At 44.0% G+C, this 15,888-nt stretch carries 13 protein-coding genes; 1 reads left to right on the top strand and 12 read right to left on the bottom strand.

Annotated features, from left to right (window positions below; translation table 11 throughout):
• Positions 1–18: 18 nt before the first annotated feature.
• The 9 genes from NST45_RS09980 to NST45_RS09940 form a co-directional block, all read right to left on the bottom strand.
• Complete coding sequence (locus NST45_RS09980; protein ID WP_076100056.1) at positions 19–558, bottom strand: isochorismatase family cysteine hydrolase; 540 nt, start codon at positions 556–558, stop codon at positions 19–21.
• 29 nt (positions 559–587) lie between these two features.
• Entirely contained in the window at positions 588–1,358 is a 771-nt protein-coding gene (locus NST45_RS09975) for an NUDIX domain-containing protein (protein WP_036688055.1), read from the bottom strand.
• Positions 1,359–1,600: 242 nt separating this feature from the next.
• Complete coding sequence (locus tag NST45_RS09970; protein ID WP_036688057.1) at positions 1,601–2,050, bottom strand: YlbF family regulator; 450 nt, start codon at positions 2,048–2,050, stop codon at positions 1,601–1,603.
• Between the two features lie 25 nt (positions 2,051–2,075).
• Positions 2,076–3,662, bottom strand: coding sequence for a tRNA (N6-isopentenyl adenosine(37)-C2)-methylthiotransferase MiaB (gene miaB / locus NST45_RS09965; RefSeq protein WP_038571650.1), 1,587 nt, complete (start codon positions 3,660–3,662; stop codon positions 2,076–2,078).
• Positions 3,663–3,936: 274 nt separating this feature from the next.
• Entirely contained in the window at positions 3,937–5,031 is a 1,095-nt protein-coding gene (locus tag NST45_RS09960) for an NADH:flavin oxidoreductase (protein ID WP_036688059.1), read from the bottom strand.
• 148 nt (positions 5,032–5,179) lie between these two features.
• Complete coding sequence (gene rhaD / locus NST45_RS09955) at positions 5,180–6,025, bottom strand: rhamnulose-1-phosphate aldolase (RefSeq protein ID WP_036688060.1); 846 nt, start codon at positions 6,023–6,025, stop codon at positions 5,180–5,182.
• A 43-nt stretch (positions 6,026–6,068) separates the two neighbouring features.
• Positions 6,069–7,325 carry an L-rhamnose isomerase gene (gene rhaA / locus NST45_RS09950; RefSeq protein WP_076100058.1) on the bottom strand — a complete coding sequence of 419 codons (1,257 nt, stop codon included), beginning with the start codon at positions 7,323–7,325 and terminating at the stop codon, positions 6,069–6,071.
• Positions 7,326–7,364: 39 nt separating this feature from the next.
• Positions 7,365–8,831: a rhamnulokinase gene (gene rhaB / locus NST45_RS09945; RefSeq protein WP_076100060.1), complete on the bottom strand. Its 1,467-nt coding sequence runs from the start codon at positions 8,829–8,831 to the stop codon at positions 7,365–7,367.
• 27 nt (positions 8,832–8,858) lie between these two features.
• Positions 8,859–10,010: an iron-containing alcohol dehydrogenase gene (locus tag NST45_RS09940; protein ID WP_076100062.1), complete on the bottom strand. Its 1,152-nt coding sequence runs from the start codon at positions 10,008–10,010 to the stop codon at positions 8,859–8,861.
• A gap of 358 nt (positions 10,011–10,368) precedes the next feature.
• On the opposite strand from NST45_RS09940, the gene NST45_RS09935 reads away from it, so the two are divergent.
• On the top strand, positions 10,369–11,124 hold the full coding sequence (locus NST45_RS09935) for a DeoR/GlpR family DNA-binding transcription regulator (protein ID WP_076100077.1): 756 nt from the start codon (positions 10,369–10,371) through the stop codon (positions 11,122–11,124).
• Between the two features lie 83 nt (positions 11,125–11,207).
• On the opposite strand, the gene NST45_RS09930 is transcribed toward NST45_RS09935, so the two are convergent.
• The 3 genes from NST45_RS09930 to zwf all read right to left on the bottom strand — a co-directional run bounded on the left by NST45_RS09930 (position 11,208) and on the right by zwf (position 14,533).
• Positions 11,208–11,849: a methyltransferase gene (locus tag NST45_RS09930; protein WP_076100064.1), complete on the bottom strand. Its 642-nt coding sequence runs from the start codon at positions 11,847–11,849 to the stop codon at positions 11,208–11,210.
• A gap of 183 nt (positions 11,850–12,032) precedes the next feature.
• The gene (gene gnd, locus NST45_RS09925) at positions 12,033–12,926 is read right to left on the bottom strand and encodes a phosphogluconate dehydrogenase (NAD(+)-dependent, decarboxylating) (protein ID WP_036688068.1); all 894 of its coding nucleotides are present in this window, start codon (positions 12,924–12,926) and stop codon (positions 12,033–12,035) included.
• Positions 12,927–12,997: 71 nt separating this feature from the next.
• On the bottom strand, positions 12,998–14,533 hold the full coding sequence (gene zwf / locus NST45_RS09920) for a glucose-6-phosphate dehydrogenase (RefSeq protein ID WP_339825512.1): 1,536 nt from the start codon (positions 14,531–14,533) through the stop codon (positions 12,998–13,000).
• Between the last annotated feature and the right edge of the window lie 1,355 nt (positions 14,534–15,888).

Here is a 15,888-nt window from a genome sequence, read left to right as displayed (position 1 = left end):
TGTATGTTTTTTATAGTATTATGCCTTAACAACGTCTGCTCCTAAACTTCCCCGGAAATGATTTAGTGCCCATTTATGTCCATCCGCGTTGAAGCTGGCGACCGCATCTTCGTGCACAGTAATAGTAAAACCTTTGTTATATGCATCCACCGCAGTGTGCAAAACACATATATCTGTACATACACCAATCAAATGAAGGTCAGTAATGCCACGTTCCCGCAGCTTGATCTCTAGATCGGTTCCACTAAAAGCGCTATATCGAGTTTTGTCCATCCAATAGATGGAATCCTGGTCAGCTTCATAAACAGTTTTCAGACTTCCATAAAGCTCCCGCCCCTCAGTCCCTCGTACATTGTGAGGTGGAAACAGTTTACTCTCAGGATGATAAGGATCATTGTCTTCATGTAAATCTACAGCCATTACAACATAATCGCCATTTTGGACAAACTCAGATGTTAATTGGCTGATTCTTGGCTCGATGTCGATTGCAGGCTGCCCAACCGGTAAATTCCCATTGACAAAATCATTGGTAAAGTCAATTACTATTAGTGCTCTCATGAGAATCGTCCCTCCCCTGATTTAAGACACTACGTATAAATGGACAACAATGGCTCGTGATCTGTAAACATATACAGCTGAGCCGGGCGTTGTGAGTATTGATTGGAGCTGAGTGCATTGCCCTCTTCATCTCTCACTTCTTTTAATATACCCTGACGGCTGCGTGTTGACGTGATTTTACGAATAAAATTTGGCTCTTTAAATTCCGGCACTACTGTCTGAATCACCTGATAAAGCTCACTTAGCGTAAAATGCCTAGGCAAAAACTGTCTTGCTATCGTTGTCTGCAGCATTTGCTGTTGGATACGTACGTATGCATCCTTGATGATTTCATGGTGGTCAAAAGCGAGCTCCAGTTCTTCTAACGCTTCCTGCAACGTAAATAAACCCACTTCACCCGCATCGTCGGAAGCTTGTCTTTGTTCCAGCATCCACTCTTCTACTAAGGCGAAAAAGGCATGGCTGATTATCCATCCCCGAGGGTCGCGGCCAGGTGTACTATAAACTCCAAGATATTCTAAGTGACCTCCATCGACACCGGTCTCTTCTTTCAGCTCACGAGTTGCAGCATCATAAATAGACTCATCTTCCTGACAGAATCCGCCTGGTAGAGCCCACATGCCTGCACATGGCCATTTTTTCCGTCTAATTAACATTACCTTCAATTCACGTAAAGGCAGCGTCTTAGTGACCGTCTTCCGTTCGCGTTTGGTCAGTGTAAACATTACAATGTCGGCCGGAACACCATCCGGTGTACGATATTTTTTGGCGTTATAGGTTAATTCCCCATTGTCGCTCATAATTGCCCCATCCTTTTCCGAAGCTGTAGTTTTACTTATTCGTATCTTTAAATGTACCAAACATGTTCTTCATAAATCAACAGCTAAATTCCATTATTTTACATTATCCTACAAAAAAGACTATATGAGAAACGACCTTGTCGTTGAATTATAAGGATTATGTATATTCTTGAATCTTACTTCTACCTCTTATATTGAAATAAAGGGACGGATCTGCATCCGCCCCCTGAACTGAGTGTGGGTTATCCGCATGTGGTCGGAGGCGCTTCGGTGCCGGCTTCCACATTTATTTTTTCCGAAACGGTATCTCTAATCACGGAAATTACCAGCTGGAGCAAATAATTAATATCGCTCTGGCTTTGCTGAAATTCATTGACGACAGGAATACCGTCGATCTCATCTTGCAGCACTTCAATTTCACGTTCAATTTTGGCGACCATATCTTTATTATTGAAGCTTTCGAAGGCCACGATTTCTTTTTGTTTTTTCTTAATGGTTGCAATCAGTCCTTGCACACGCTCGTGATTAAGAATTTTTTGCTCCGCCTGCTGAAAATGGCGAACCTCTTCGCTGGTTGAGATTAATGATGCTAATTCTTTAGCTTTGCCCATAATATCCTCGCGAACGATCAGATCACGAGTATTATAAGTCTTCATTCCATATTTATTCAACCGTTGTTCTTCTGTACTCATTAGTCATCTCCCCATTCGTATGTGATTAATGAACAGCTGCGGCCTCAACCACAATATCCCCTTTAATGTACCATGTTTTGGTATCTGTAATTCTCACGTTTACAAATGTGCCGATAAGCTCCTTCGGACCTTCAAAATGGACCAGCTTGTTAGCGCGGGAACGGCCAGAAAGGACTTCGGAGTTATTCTTACTCTCCCCTTCTACCAGCACCTCTACAACTTCACCCAGCATCCGGTCATTAATGATCCGGCTGTTCTCCTTGATGAGATCATTTAATCTTTGCAGACGTTCACTTTTCACCGACATCGGTACATTATCTTCCATGGCCGCTGCTGGTGTACCCTCCCGTGGAGAATAAATAAACGTATATGCCATATCATACCCAACCTCACGCACAAGCGATAGGGTATCTTCAAATTGCTCATCAGTCTCCCCAGGGAAACCAACGATAATATCGGTACTTAATACAGCATTCGGCACACTTATCTTAATCTTACGCACTAATTCCAGGTAAGCTTCCCGGGTATATTTACGGCTCATTTTCTTAAGAACGGCAGTACTTCCCGATTGTACCGGCAGATGGATATGCTCCACCAAGTTGCCGCCTTTGCCTAGAACCTCAATCAATTTATCGTCAAAATCCCGCGGATGCGATGTCATGAAGCGAATGCGCGGAATATCAATCAGGCGCATATCATCCATCAGGTTACCGAAAGTGTAATCAATGTCTGTAAAATCTTTACCGTAAGCATTTACGTTCTGCCCCAGCAACGTTACTTCCTTGAAGCCTTGGCGGGCAAGCTCTCTCACCTCAGCGATAACGTCCTCTGGACGACGACTGCGTTCTTTACCGCGTGTAAACGGTACGATGCAATACGTGCAGAACTTATCACAGCCATACATAATGTTCACCCAAGCGCGCATGCCTTCCCGCTTCTTCGGCAAGTTCTCAATAATGTCGCCTTCTTTAGACCATACCTCAACCACAAGCTCTTTACTAAATACCGCTTCTTTAATGAGGTGTGGCAATCTGTGAATATTATGCGTACCGAAGATCATATCCACGAAGCCATGCTTTGACATAATCCGGTTGACTACGCCTTCCTCTTGGGACATGCAACCGCATACCCCTAACAACAGACCCGGCTTCTCGATCTTCAGGTTCTTAAGATGTCCTAGCTCTCCAAATACCTTATCCTCGGCGTTCTCCCGAATCGCACAAGTATTCAGCAAAATGAGATCCGCGTCATTACGGTCAGCGACACTGCGGTAGCCCATCTGTTCCAATAGGCCCTTCATCGTTTCCGTGTCATGCTCATTCATTTGGCAGCCATAAGTCGTTATATGATAATATTTGCCCACTCCGAAATTCTGCATCTCTTCAGGAATCTCGAAATCATAATGCACTTCTATTTCTTCCTTGCCGCGCCGTTTTCCTTCTTTATAGTCAGGCTGGCTATTAATTTGCACATTTCTTCCTTTAATCCGGTAAGTAACCTTACCTTCTTCTTCACTAATTACCTTTGCATCACTAAAATCAAAATATTTCGAATAATCCTTAGAACCCTTGCCGGATTTTAAGTCCGGTGAGTTGTGGTTCCCCTTTGTCATGCTGTTTTCACGTCCTCTATTGTTCAACAATTATTTTTATACTTTGCTAATTTAAAATTATAACATAATGCTGGCCTAACATAGAAGTGCCCGATCTATTAATGATGTAAAGGAGCGTTGCATATCGACAAAAAAATACCCCGCCAACGTTTGGCAGGGTCAAGTTCTATCATATTAAGGGGGGGTATGCTACTATTATAAGCAGATACACTACTCTTGAAACAGTTATACAACCTCTTACCTAAAAAAATAGTCATTGTATATTCTGCTAGTTTTAGTAAAGAGTGTTCGTCGCTTCAGGAGTAAATGGGATGATTTCGTCTATCGCTCCACTTTGTACTTTAGCGGGCCAAGCCGGATCGCTAATAAGCGCTCTGCCCACTGCAACCAAATCAAACTCCTCCCGACCGAACCTTTCAGTTAACTCATCGATATTATCCGCAGGCTTCTGAGCTTTATCTTCTGCGAAGAAATCGCTTTGCAGGCCAATAGAGCCCACTGTAATACACGGCTTCCCGGTAAGTTTCTTAGTCCATCCAGCTAAATTAAGATCAGAGCCAGCAAATTCAGGTTGACTGAAGCGTCGGGTCGAGCAATGAAAAATATCTACACCCGCTTCGCTAAGCGGTGCCAGGAAACTCGCAAGTTCTTCTGAAGTCTTCGCCAGCTTCTCATCATACGCCCCCAACTTCCACTGGGAAAAGCGCAGCACGATTGGGAAGTCTGGTCCAACCGCTTGACGGCATGCTTTAATGATCTCGACTGCGAATGTTGTTCTTCCTACCAAATCGCCACCGTAACGATCGGTACGTTTATTCGTTCTATCCCAGAAGAACTGGTCTATCAGATACCCATGAGCGCCATGCAGCTCGATGCCATCAAAGCCAACGCTTTTGGCATTTGCCGCCGCTTGAGCGAAGGCTGTTACTAAGCTTTCAACCTCTTCTGTGGTCAGCGGCTCTGTCACCGGCTCACCTGCTAAATTCAGTCCCGAAGGGCCTACAGGAAGGGCTTCTACGTTAGGATACTCGCCGATTGTACGCGCCATCCCCACATGCCAAAGCTGCGGGATGATCTTGCCCCCAGCTGCGTGAACCTCTTCCACAACCTTCTTCCAGCCTTCTAAAGATGCTTCTTCATGTATATTAGGAATATCTTGGTGACTGACAGCCGCTGGATGATTTACCGCAGTACCCTCAGTAACAATTAATCCCACTCCACCCTCTGCACGTCTACGATAATAAGCGGCAACATTGCTTCCCGGCACACCATTCGGAGACTGCGCGCGTGTCATCGGCGCCATTACAAATCGGTTCGACAGCGAAAGATTCCCCACTTGAAAAGGTGAAAATAGTTGCTCTGTATTCATATGTTACCTCCAATTTATTAATTGATTACTTTAAGTAAGCTTATTATCTACCCAAAAGATGGGAAATGCAAATTTTAAGAAAAAGACAAAAAAAACGGACCTCGCAGAATCTACGAATGCCCGGTTTTCACCAAATTATAATGACTCTCTAGACTTCAAGAATCCCCGCTTTAGGTGTAACTCCAAATGCTTTAGCTAAATCCCATAGCTGTTGGTCTGTGATCTTTTGTTTGATCTCTCTACCGCCAATCAAGTTGTAGATCGTTGCAGCCTTTTCAACCGTTTCTACTAGACCAAAGGTAGCATCCATGGTGGAGCCCGTGCCAAAAATCCCATGCTGCGGCCAGATGACTAAACGGTGATCCTTCATTTTTTTGGCAGTCTCACGGCCGATCTCACTGCTGCCCGGAACAATCCACGGAATAACGCTGACCCCATCAGGGAAAACAACAAGACACTCTGTGCACATTTCCCATAGTGTTTTGGTAAACTTCAGTTCGTCCAGATCATGCGTGAAGGTCATCGCGATAACATTTGTAGCATGTGTATGCAGCACGATACGGTGTGTGGGATCTACTTTCAAGCGTTCAATATGACTCATAAAATGCGAAGCGAGCTCACTCGTAGGAACTGCACCATTCCGCAATCCCCACAATACTTCCACACTTTCGCCATTGCCGCTAACCCTTAACACACCCAGATTCGCTTCAGGGTCTTTAATCACATTTCTGAAATATTTGCCCGAACCTGTTACGATAAAATACTTGCCTGCTAATTCTTTTACCGGAAAGGTGAGTTTGATCGTGCGCAACGGCTCCAGTACATTAATATACTTAGCCACCTCATTCTCATCCAGCAAATAGCTGACATTCCCACCATTCAGTTCATCCCAGCCAAGCTCCCACATATGACGGGTGATCTCTGACATTTCCTGAATAAATGGAGCTTCACTGCTGGCAATATAACCTTTTGACTCTAACAAGGATGTACTCATAGTCTATTCTCTCCTTTGTATTTGCTGCTCTCCGTATCCACTTTTATCTTAAAGACAAAACGTCCTGTTCATAATTTTTGACTTCAGTAAGCCATTGCTCACGCACCGGTGTACCTTGTGATGCACAGTAGTAATCCCAGACCGCTCCAAACGGATACGATTTGAACTCTTCTACCAGAGCAAGACGTGAAGTATAATCCCCGGACTGCTCGATTTGCTTAAGTTCTTCCACTGGTTCCAGCATCGCACGCAGCAACGCCTTAATAGTGTTGCGGGTGCCAATGACCCATGCCGCGAGATGATTGATACTGCCATCAAAGAAATCCAATCCAATATTTGTACGAGGAAGTAAATCCCCGCGAACTAATTCACGGGCGATTTCCAGCAGCTCATCATCCATCGTTACCACATGGTCACTGTCCCAGCGGACAGGTCTGCTAACATGCAGCAGCAGCTGCTCACTGAACATCAGAATCGAAGATAATTTATTCGAAATCACTTCTGTAGGATGAAAATGTCCCGCATCCAGACAGATTGCTTTTCCATTTGTTAAACCATAACCCATATAGAATTCATGAGAGCCAACCACATAACTTTCAGAGCCAATTCCAAACAGTTTACTTTCCAAGGCATCCATATTATAAAGCGGATCTATTTCCTGACTAAAAATCTCATCCAGCGACTCTTTTAAACGTACTCTTGGAGCTAGCCGATCTACTGGCGTATCTTTATAACCGTCTGGAATCCAAAAATTCGTCACACAAGGCTGACCCAGCTCCCGCCCAAAATGCTCAGCGATCGTACGTGAAGCTTTACAGTGTCTGATCCAGAAATCCCGAATCTCCGCGTCCGAATGACTGAGAGTGAATCCATCGGCTGCTTTCGGATGTGAGAAACAAGTAGGGTTAAAATCAAGCCCTAAGCCCTGCTCCTTCGCCCAATCCACCCAGGATTGAAAATGTCGTGGCTCTAGTTCATCCAAATCTACAGGTTCATCTGTATCTGCGTAAATAGCATGCAGGTTAACCTTATGTTTACCAGGAATAAGAGATAACGCCTTTTCTAAATCTTGACGTAGTTCATCTGGTGTACCCGCCCGGCCCGGATAACTTCCCGTTACCGCAATGCCCCCGCTTAGTTCTTTTTCCTTAAAAAGAAAACCTTTTACATCATCACCCTGCCAGCAATGTATGGAAATTTTAATTTGCGCGAGTCGCTCCAGCACTTTATCCACATCAATACCGTGGGCGGCGTATAGTTTTTTGGCTTCGTTATAGCTAGTGATAATGCTCTGATCCATGCTGTTTATCCTCCTAAAATAGTGCAATGTCTGTTTCGCTTAGATAAGCTCATTCACTCTGGACAGATGAAGGCTTCTCCAGCGATTTAGAATGTTATCAAAATGCTTGATCGGCTGCGGAATGTATGATGTTATTTCAAAAGATTGTTCGATAATAGCTCTTGCCTCAGTTATGTCTGCAATGGAATCTGTGCTAATCATCTGCACTACTATATTTCCTAGAGCAGTCGCTTCCGTTGGTCCAGCCTTTACTTCCCTGCCGATAACGTCAGCTGTTAGTTGGCATAAAAGCCGGTTGTTCGCCCCTCCGCCGACAATTTGCAACCCCTCGATCCGACCTTCTGTCAGCTCCTCCAACTCTTCCAAATAAGTTAGATAGGATAACGCCAAGCTGTCAAAAACACAACGTGCTAACTGTCCAGGTGTCTCCGGAACGGGCTGCCCACTCTCCATACAGGCACTGCGGATTTCTTCTATCATGTTGGATGGATTTAGAAACCTTGGTGCATTACAAGGGATGAGGCTACGAAACCCCTCTTCTCCCTGCGCAAGCTCTGCAAGCTCCGCAAAACTATAACAATTGTTCAGTAATCTGCGAACCTCTTGAATAAGCCATAAGCCCATTACATTTTTGAGGAATCTATAAGTTCCGTAGGCTCCCCACTCATTGGTGTAGTTGGCCTGCATGGCTTGTAGAGAATTTAGAGGCTCCGTTCTTTCTACACCGAGTAAAGACCAAGTTCCACTGCTGATATAAGCTGAGCCTTCTTGAAGTGGAGCACCTAGCACTGCTGAGGCCGTATCATGGGAAGCCACACAGATCAGTTGGCATTCTGGCAGGTCATATTGTTGGATTAAAGCTTCGTCAAGAGGACCAACCACTACACCAGGCTCAGTTAATTTTGAAAATTGATCTTTCCTGATATTCAAGAATTCTAATAGGTCATCGTCAAAATCCCGGCTTTCCAGATTCAACAGCTGTGTTGTAGATGCAATAGTAACCTCATTGATCTTGCGGCCAGTCAGTCGGTAATATAGATAATCTGGTACAAGTAAAATTTGATCCGCTTGCGCTAACTCTTCTTCATTATGAACATATAACTGATTCAAGGTATTGATGGATAACTGCTGGATTCCTGTCTTTTCATAGACGGTTTGTGGTGAAAGCTGCTTTGCCACCAGATCCACAGCCAGATCCGTTCTGCGGTCCCGGTAGGCGTATACTTCCTGAACACGATTCCCGTCCGCATCTACCAGCACATAATCTACACCCCATGTATCAATACCGAGCGTACAGGTAGTAATTCCATCGGTTTTAGCCTTCTGAAGCCCGATCATAATCTGCTCTACTAAATAATCAATGTCCCAGAAACAGGAACCCTCTTGTTCCGTAAAGCTATTGCTAAAGCGATGAAGCTCTTCTAAGGAAAGAATACCTTCTTGCAATATTCCGCGCACCAACCGCCCACTTGAGGCACCGATGTCAACGGCGATGTGATTATTCATAAACAATCTCCTATGATAAGGGGTGATTTATAATATTTTTTTGAACAGTGTAATAACTTCTTCTTTAGTAGGAATAAAAGGGTTACCTGGTGCACAAGCATCCTTCATCGAATTTTCAGCCAGAAGATCAAGATCTACTTCTTCTACACCAAGCTCGGATAATTTGGCTGGAATCCCTACTTCTTTAGACAACGCCTTGATCGACTCAATTACGAAATCCGCGCATTGTTTATCCGTTTGGTTCTCTACATTAAGTCCAATCGCTTTAGCAATGGATCTGAATTTCTCAGGCACATATTTGGCATTTTCTTCTTCCACAAAAGGCAGCAGCATCGCGTTACATACGCCGTGCGGCAGATCGTATACGCCGCCCAGCTGATGCGCCATCGCATGCACATAACCAAGCCCCGCATTATTGAAAGCCAATCCGCCAAGGAATATCGCGTATACCATCTGTTCACGCGCTTCGATATCATGGCCATTCTTCACAGTACGAGCCAGGTTAGCAAAAATTAGCTCCACTGCGGCTAGTGCCGTAGCATCAGTTACCGGATAAGCTCCTGGCGTCACCAACGCTTCAATCGCATGAGTCAGTGCATCCATACCCGTGGCCGCGGTAAGTGCAGCTGGTTTATCAACCATAAGCTCAGGATCGTTGACTGAAATCGTCGCAAGGCTGTTTTTATCTACCATAACCATCTTCACTTTGCGATCTTCGTCTGTGATTACATAGTTAATGGTCACTTCAGCCGAAGTACCAGCAGTGGTATTCACGGCGACAATCGGCAGTGATTTATGCTTAGACTTGTGTACACCTTCATATTCTTTGATATGACCGCCATTTGTGGCAATGATACCAATGGCTTTGGCAGTATCCTGTGGTGATCCACCGCCGATGGAAATCAGATAATCACAATTCTGCGACTTGAGATAATCAACGCCATCGTGGACATTTTTACAGGTCGGATTGGGTTTCACTTCATCATAGATGGCATATTCAATCCCCGCTTCGTCCAATACCGCCAGCAATTTACCAGCAATGCTACTTTTCATAAGGAATTTGTCCGTAACTACTAGCGCCTTTTTTAATTTAAGTTCTTGGATGTATGGACCAATCTCCTGCAAGCATCCCTTGCCCATAATATTGATCGATGGAACATAATACACATGCGTGCTCATTGCTTGACCAGCCTCCTAAAGTTAATTTATCAACACCAAAGTTTTACACACAACTCTGCAAGCTAGAGCGTAGTATTCCGGCTGCAGCGCCTCAGGCTGGCCTCTGAATCGCAACTGGGCCGGCTCTGGTATCTTTCAAATCTAATTACCACTACAGGACTTCTTTTCTCCTTCATCGTATGCCTGTAAATCTTTGTTGTCAACATTTTAAATATTATTTATGTTGTTTTTATTTGTTTTATATCCGTTTTGTGAATATTATTGGAAAACAAACATGATTCTACGTTGATTTTATTGCAAAACACAGATATTTGGAGCTATGATTAAGGAATATACAGATTTCGGAAAGGTGATCCCTATGCTTGCAGCTGAAAGACGAAAAAAAATAATAGATCTTGTTCATCAGGATAAACGAGTATTAGTCTCTGATCTAAGCCGGATGTTTGAAGTTACAGAAGAGACGATACGCAGAGATTTGGAGAAGCTGGAGAAGGATGGCATTCTGAGCCGAACCTATGGCGGGGCCATGCTGAATCGTCACACGAACGAGGATTTGCCTTTTGTTACACGCAATGCGCTGAATACAGATATCAAACGGGGAATCGCCCTCAAGGCGCTCGATTTAATCAATGATGGAGATACGTTAATGGTGGATCCTAGCTCCACAGCCTTTGAGTTTCTAAAACTGCTTGGCAATAAAAACAATCTGACCATTATCACGAACTCGATTAATATTTTGCATGAGTTCTCGAATTCAGGGATGGATATCATCTCTACCGGTGGTTCTTTACGTTACCGATCCATGTCACTCGTGGGTCCTGTAGCACATGACACCATTCAAAGATACAATGTGGACACTGCGGTTATCAGTTGTAAAGGAATTGATATGGAGCGAGGCATCACAGATTCTAATGAACCGGAGTGTGAGCTCAAGAAATATATGCTACGTCAAGCTAACAAGGTCATACTCCTGGCCGATCACACCAAATTCGATAAGACCGCCTTTACGAAGCTGATCGAGCTTGGCCAAATCGACTTTTTGATCACAGACCGCCAGCCTTCTGAGGTTTGGTTGAAGCGCCTGAACAAAGAGAATATTGAGCTTCTCTATTGATCGGGCTCAAATGCCTTCGGTCCCAATTAAAAATGCCGTTCCCCAATGAGTAATGGGTGACGGCATTTGTTGTATGGAGATGATTATCTTTTTGTATAAACCTGAGAGATTGGGACCACGTCGACGGTTGATTTGGGATTTTCGCGCTTCACTTGCGTTGTGGTTTTTTTCCTGCAAATATATACAAGCGCTGGCGGAAAATTCAGCAGCACCCACTTCGTGTGTAGGATCTCAAAATGCTGGCTCAACTCTGTTTTCATCCGCGGAAAATATTCATAGGTTATAAACCACCCTCCTTCTTTTAAAGAAGAAATGATCTGTTCCATAAACCTAGTGCGGTCTGGCTTCGAGAAATTCATCAAAGACAAACTACTCACGATACAATCCAGCTTCTCCAGACTACTGTTATGAAGCGCAAGACGCAGCCGGAGACAATCGTTGTTGCAGAAACATCCGGGGAATTCCTCTCTTAATTGACTGCGAAAATCAGGATCTATTTCAAATAGAAAAACATTCATACCGGTCTTTTCTCCACGCGGAATAAACCTTGTGATTGCACCAGTCCCCGCACCCAACTCAGCCATAGAATGCACTTGGTTCCAAGGCACTGGATCAAGCAACGTCTGGGCCAGCCAATGTGAACTGGGAGTCACACTACCATATTGTCGGGGCGCATGCAGAAATTTATATAGAAAATTAAGTCGCTCACGAATTCCACTTTGCATGAAATCTCCCCCTTGCTTCCTAACTTACCCTTCTACCCCTAAAATATGTAAACTGCATTAAATTCGTACTCCATCTATACTTCCCATTATCTATTCCCCTTAAAATAAAAAGCCCAAATTTCTCCGCAACATAAATTGCGGGAAATTCGAGCTTGTAAACACTCATTTCAGAGTCGGCCAATCTTATTTAGTTTCCACAGCGTGTCCACCGAATTCGTTCCGCAGTGCAGCTACTACTTTACCAGTAAATGTGTCAGTCTCTAGGGAACGGTAACGCATCAATAACGCCATTGCGATAACCGGAGTCGCCGCTTGTAAATCAAAGGCGGTTTCAAGCGTCCATCTGCCTTCACCAGACGAATGCATAATGCCCTTGATCTCATCTAGTTTAGCGTCCTTCGAGAAGGCGCGTTCCACAAGTTCCATCAGCCATGAACGGATTACAGAGCCGTGATTCCACACCCGAGCTACTTCCTCAAAGTTGTAGTCAAATTCACTCTTTTCCAGAACCTCAAAACCTTCACCGATCGCAGCCATCATGCCGTATTCGATACCGTTATGCACCATTTTTAGAAAATGGCCGCTACCTGCTTTACCAGCATATAAAAAGCCGCTTTCTACAGCTGTATCACGGAAAATCGGCTCCACAACTTCCCAAGCTTCGGGATCTCCGCCAACCATGTAACAAGCGCCATTACGCGCCCCTTCCATACCACCAGAGGTGCCTGCATCCATAAAGTGAATTCCGTGCTCCTTCAATTCCTCATACCGGCGAATAGATTCCTTGTAGTGCGAGTTTCCTGCTTCAATAACGATATCACCTTTAGACAATTGTGGAGTGAGTTCAGCGATTACAGAATCAACGACCTGATGCGGAACCATGATCCAAATGATTCTTGGCGTTTCCAATTGCTGCACCAATTCAGGAAGCGTAACTGCTCCACTAGCGCCTTTAGCTTTCATTTCTTCTACAGCAGGTGCATTCAGATCAAAAGCAACAACCTCATGTCCATGATCCAGCAAATTTTGACCCAAATTAAAACCCATTTTTCCTAACCCAACTAATCCTACTTTCATGTAAATTCCCTCCGATTTATAGATTCTTATGATGTATTTTAGCTAAATTGGCAAAAAAAACAGGCAGGGGCTTAAGCCCCTGGCCGTATAGATTCCTGCGCTGCTGCAACTTCTGCTTGAGCGTCGAGAACATCTGACTCCTGATCTGCATCATCAAACCACCAGCGGTCTTCACCCAAAAGCTCCATAGCCGCATTTGGACCATAAGAACCTGAAGCATAGGTATGAAGTGGCATTAGCCCCTCCTCCATAGCTTCCTGGATTGGTGTAACCCATTGCCATGACAGCTCGACTTCTTTCCAGTGAGCGAAGAAAGTGGCGTCACCACGAAGCGCATCAAAGATCAGATTTTCGTAAGCTTCTGGTACGTCTGAAGTTCCGGCTTCATAAGTAGCGAGGACAGGTTCAAGTTTCCCTTTCTGCAACTGATCCTTCGTATTCAACTGAAGCGTAATGGCTTCATTCGGACCGATCTCGATGATGAGTAGATTTGGAACGTCATTCCCTTTATTTTTGTTATTGTTATCATTAAACGGTTCTTTAAATTCTATAACAATTCTTGTTGATTTCTCTTTCATTCTCTTGCCGGTACGGATATAGAACGGAACTTCATTCCACAATGGATCATCTATAAACAATCGCGCTGCAATAAACGTCTCATTTTGTGAGGATTGGCTAATTCCTGGTTCATCTAAGTATCCTGCAACAGATTTACCTTTAATTTCACCTTCAGCATATTGTCCGCGGATAACGTATTGATTAACCTCGTCTTTACTTAACGGAATGAGGCGCTCCATGACATATCTTTTCTTCCCGCGGATCTCTTCAGGTGTACTGCCTTTTGGAAGCTGCATCGCCATCATCATGAGCAATTGCAGCATATGGTTCTGGAACATATCACGAAGTGCCCCAGCTTTATCATAATAGCCTGCCCGTTCTTCAACGCCGACAATCTCACTCGCCGTAATTTGCACATTTGCGATATAACGATTTTTCCACAGTGCTCTAAGTACAGGATTTGAATATTTTAGAACTTCCAGATTCTGAACCATTGGTTTACCCAAGAAATGGTCAATTCGGAAAATCTCTTCTTCTGCAAATACGGCATTCAAGCTGTCATTTAACTCTCTTGCTGTTTGCAAGTCTGTACCAAAAGGCTTCTCAATAATCAGACGCTTCCAGCCCTTCGTCGATCCCAGACCACTGGAGTGAATATTGGCGGCAATTTCCTTGAAAAACTCAGGACCTACCGATAAATAGAACATCCGATTCTCCGGAATGTTAAGCAATTGCTCACGACGTTTAACGTGCTCCAGTAGCTTAAAATAATCTTCTGTATTACCTACATCTAGAACGCTATATTCAAAAGCTTCCAAGAAAACCTGCAACTGTGGAGATTCTACTGCCGGTTGTCTAGAAAATGTCTGCAAAGATTGCAGGACTTGCTTACGGAAAGCTTCGGTTGAAACTTCTCTTCTTCCTAATCCAATCACTGAGAGAGGACCTGAAATTTGACCATCTAAAAAGAGGTTATATAGTGCAGGATAGATTTTACGTTTTGCTAAATCTCCTGTAGCGCCAAAAAGCACAAATGTTGATGATTCCACTTTCATTCCTCCTGCTATTATATATTATTTATTAACTTACTTTTAATTACTAGCATACTCAGTAGAATCAATCATACGACTGATATTTTTATTCGTCAACCTCATTTCGACATTTACGAAAAGTTATTATTTTCACAAAGCTTCGAATTGGTAATTATGATTAATGTCACACCAATTATCTTATTGGATTATTCATATTAAATTACTAGGAAATAATCCGCGAGCAAGTTAACAACCCGCTCCCAGCATGGGTTTAGGTGCTCTAACTTTACACACTCTGATTTAAAATTCTTCATACAAAGCTGTTTATAACATGATCAAAATTCCCAGTCGCCTAAATGTGATCATCCTTCCACTGTGTTTCAAACTAACTTTAAGTAATTGACTGGATTGGTCTGTCGCGCCTCGAAGAAGACTATGCGATTTGATTCCAAGTTTGGGAATTAAGCATAAAAAGTGACTACTTCGAGGAATATTATCAGAGAATACTTCGAAGGAATTTTCACTCAGCATTTCGGAATGACTTGGAGTCTCCCCAGAGGATAATATGTTGTAAAGAGTACCTTTGGGAACGAGTTGAGGTTTGCTAGGTGAACCCTGTGGATGTCTTGAAGTTTGCTAGGTGTGCGCTTTGGGGGATCACTTTAAAGTTCGCATAGAGCGTCTTTAGTTTCTGCTTGGAGTAACATTTATGTTTGCCCGCATCTCCGACTGCTGCGAGATCGGACCTAACAAGACCTTATTCGTCGATTCTCACTCGTCTGCGTTGGCTGCATGTCCACACTATGGAGGGGACGGACTCAGGTGGCCTCAAACGTCGATTCGTTCTCATCAACCGAGGCTGTATGCCCACACTAACTATGGGTTCGGACTCAGGTGACATTATACGTCGATGCTTACTCATCTGCCGAGGCTTTATCTCCACACCATGTATGGTCCGGACTCAGGAGACGCTATTTCGCAGATTTAGGTCATTTCGCCATACTATCGGACTCAGATGCAGCTATTCGACCAAATGTACGCCTCTTTGGAGCAAAAACTTGGCAATAAGAGCTATGCGGTCCGATACTCCTGAAAAATGCTCCAAAAACACCAAATAGCTGCAATACAGTCCGTTACGGCGTGTATTATCGTCAATAGTGGCTAGTCGGACTTAGTTGACCTCAAACGTCGATTCGCACGCGTCTGCCGAGGCTTTATCTCCACACCATGTATGGTCCGGACTCAGGAGACGCTATTTCACAGATTTTGGTCATTTCGCCATACTATCGGACTCAGATGCAGCTATTCGACCAAATGTACGCCTCTTTGGAGCAAGAACTTGCCAATAAGAGCTATGCGGTCCGAAACTTCTG

The organism is Paenibacillus sp. FSL R7-0163 (assembly GCF_037969975.1).
GTDB classification, from domain to species: domain Bacteria; phylum Bacillota; class Bacilli; order Paenibacillales; family Paenibacillaceae; genus Paenibacillus_AQ; species Paenibacillus_AQ odorifer.
The sequence above is the reverse complement of the archived record's forward strand: the minus strand, read 5'-3'. Positions and strand labels throughout refer to the sequence as shown.

Bases quoted from the DNA above. Each gene is read 5' to 3' on its own strand.
- NST45_RS09980 (WP_076100056.1), bottom strand. From the start codon at position 558: ATGAGAGCACTAATAGTAATTGACTTTACCAATGATTTTGTCAATGGG.
- NST45_RS09975 (WP_036688055.1), bottom strand. From the start codon at position 1,358: ATGAGCGACAATGGGGAATTAACCTATAACGCCAAAAAATATCGTACA.
- NST45_RS09970 (WP_036688057.1), bottom strand. From the start codon at position 2,050: ATGAGTACAGAAGAACAACGGTTGAATAAATATGGAATGAAGACTTAT.
- miaB (WP_038571650.1), bottom strand. From the start codon at position 3,662: ATGACAAAGGGGAACCACAACTCACCGGACTTAAAATCCGGCAAGGGT.
- NST45_RS09960 (WP_036688059.1), bottom strand. From the start codon at position 5,031: ATGAATACAGAGCAACTATTTTCACCTTTTCAAGTGGGGAATCTTTCG.
- rhaD (WP_036688060.1), bottom strand. From the start codon at position 6,025: ATGAGTACATCCTTGTTAGAGTCAAAAGGTTATATTGCCAGCAGTGAA.
- rhaA (WP_076100058.1), bottom strand. From the start codon at position 7,325: ATGGATCAGAGCATTATCACTAGCTATAACGAAGCCAAAAAACTATAC.
- rhaB (WP_076100060.1), bottom strand. From the start codon at position 8,831: ATGAATAATCACATCGCCGTTGACATCGGTGCCTCAAGTGGGCGGTTG.
- NST45_RS09940 (WP_076100062.1), bottom strand. From the start codon at position 10,010: ATGAGCACGCATGTGTATTATGTTCCATCGATCAATATTATGGGCAAG.
- NST45_RS09935 (WP_076100077.1), top strand. From the start codon at position 10,369: ATGCTTGCAGCTGAAAGACGAAAAAAAATAATAGATCTTGTTCATCAG.
- NST45_RS09930 (WP_076100064.1), bottom strand. From the start codon at position 11,849: ATGCAAAGTGGAATTCGTGAGCGACTTAATTTTCTATATAAATTTCTG.
- gnd (WP_036688068.1), bottom strand. From the start codon at position 12,926: ATGAAAGTAGGATTAGTTGGGTTAGGAAAAATGGGTTTTAATTTGGGT.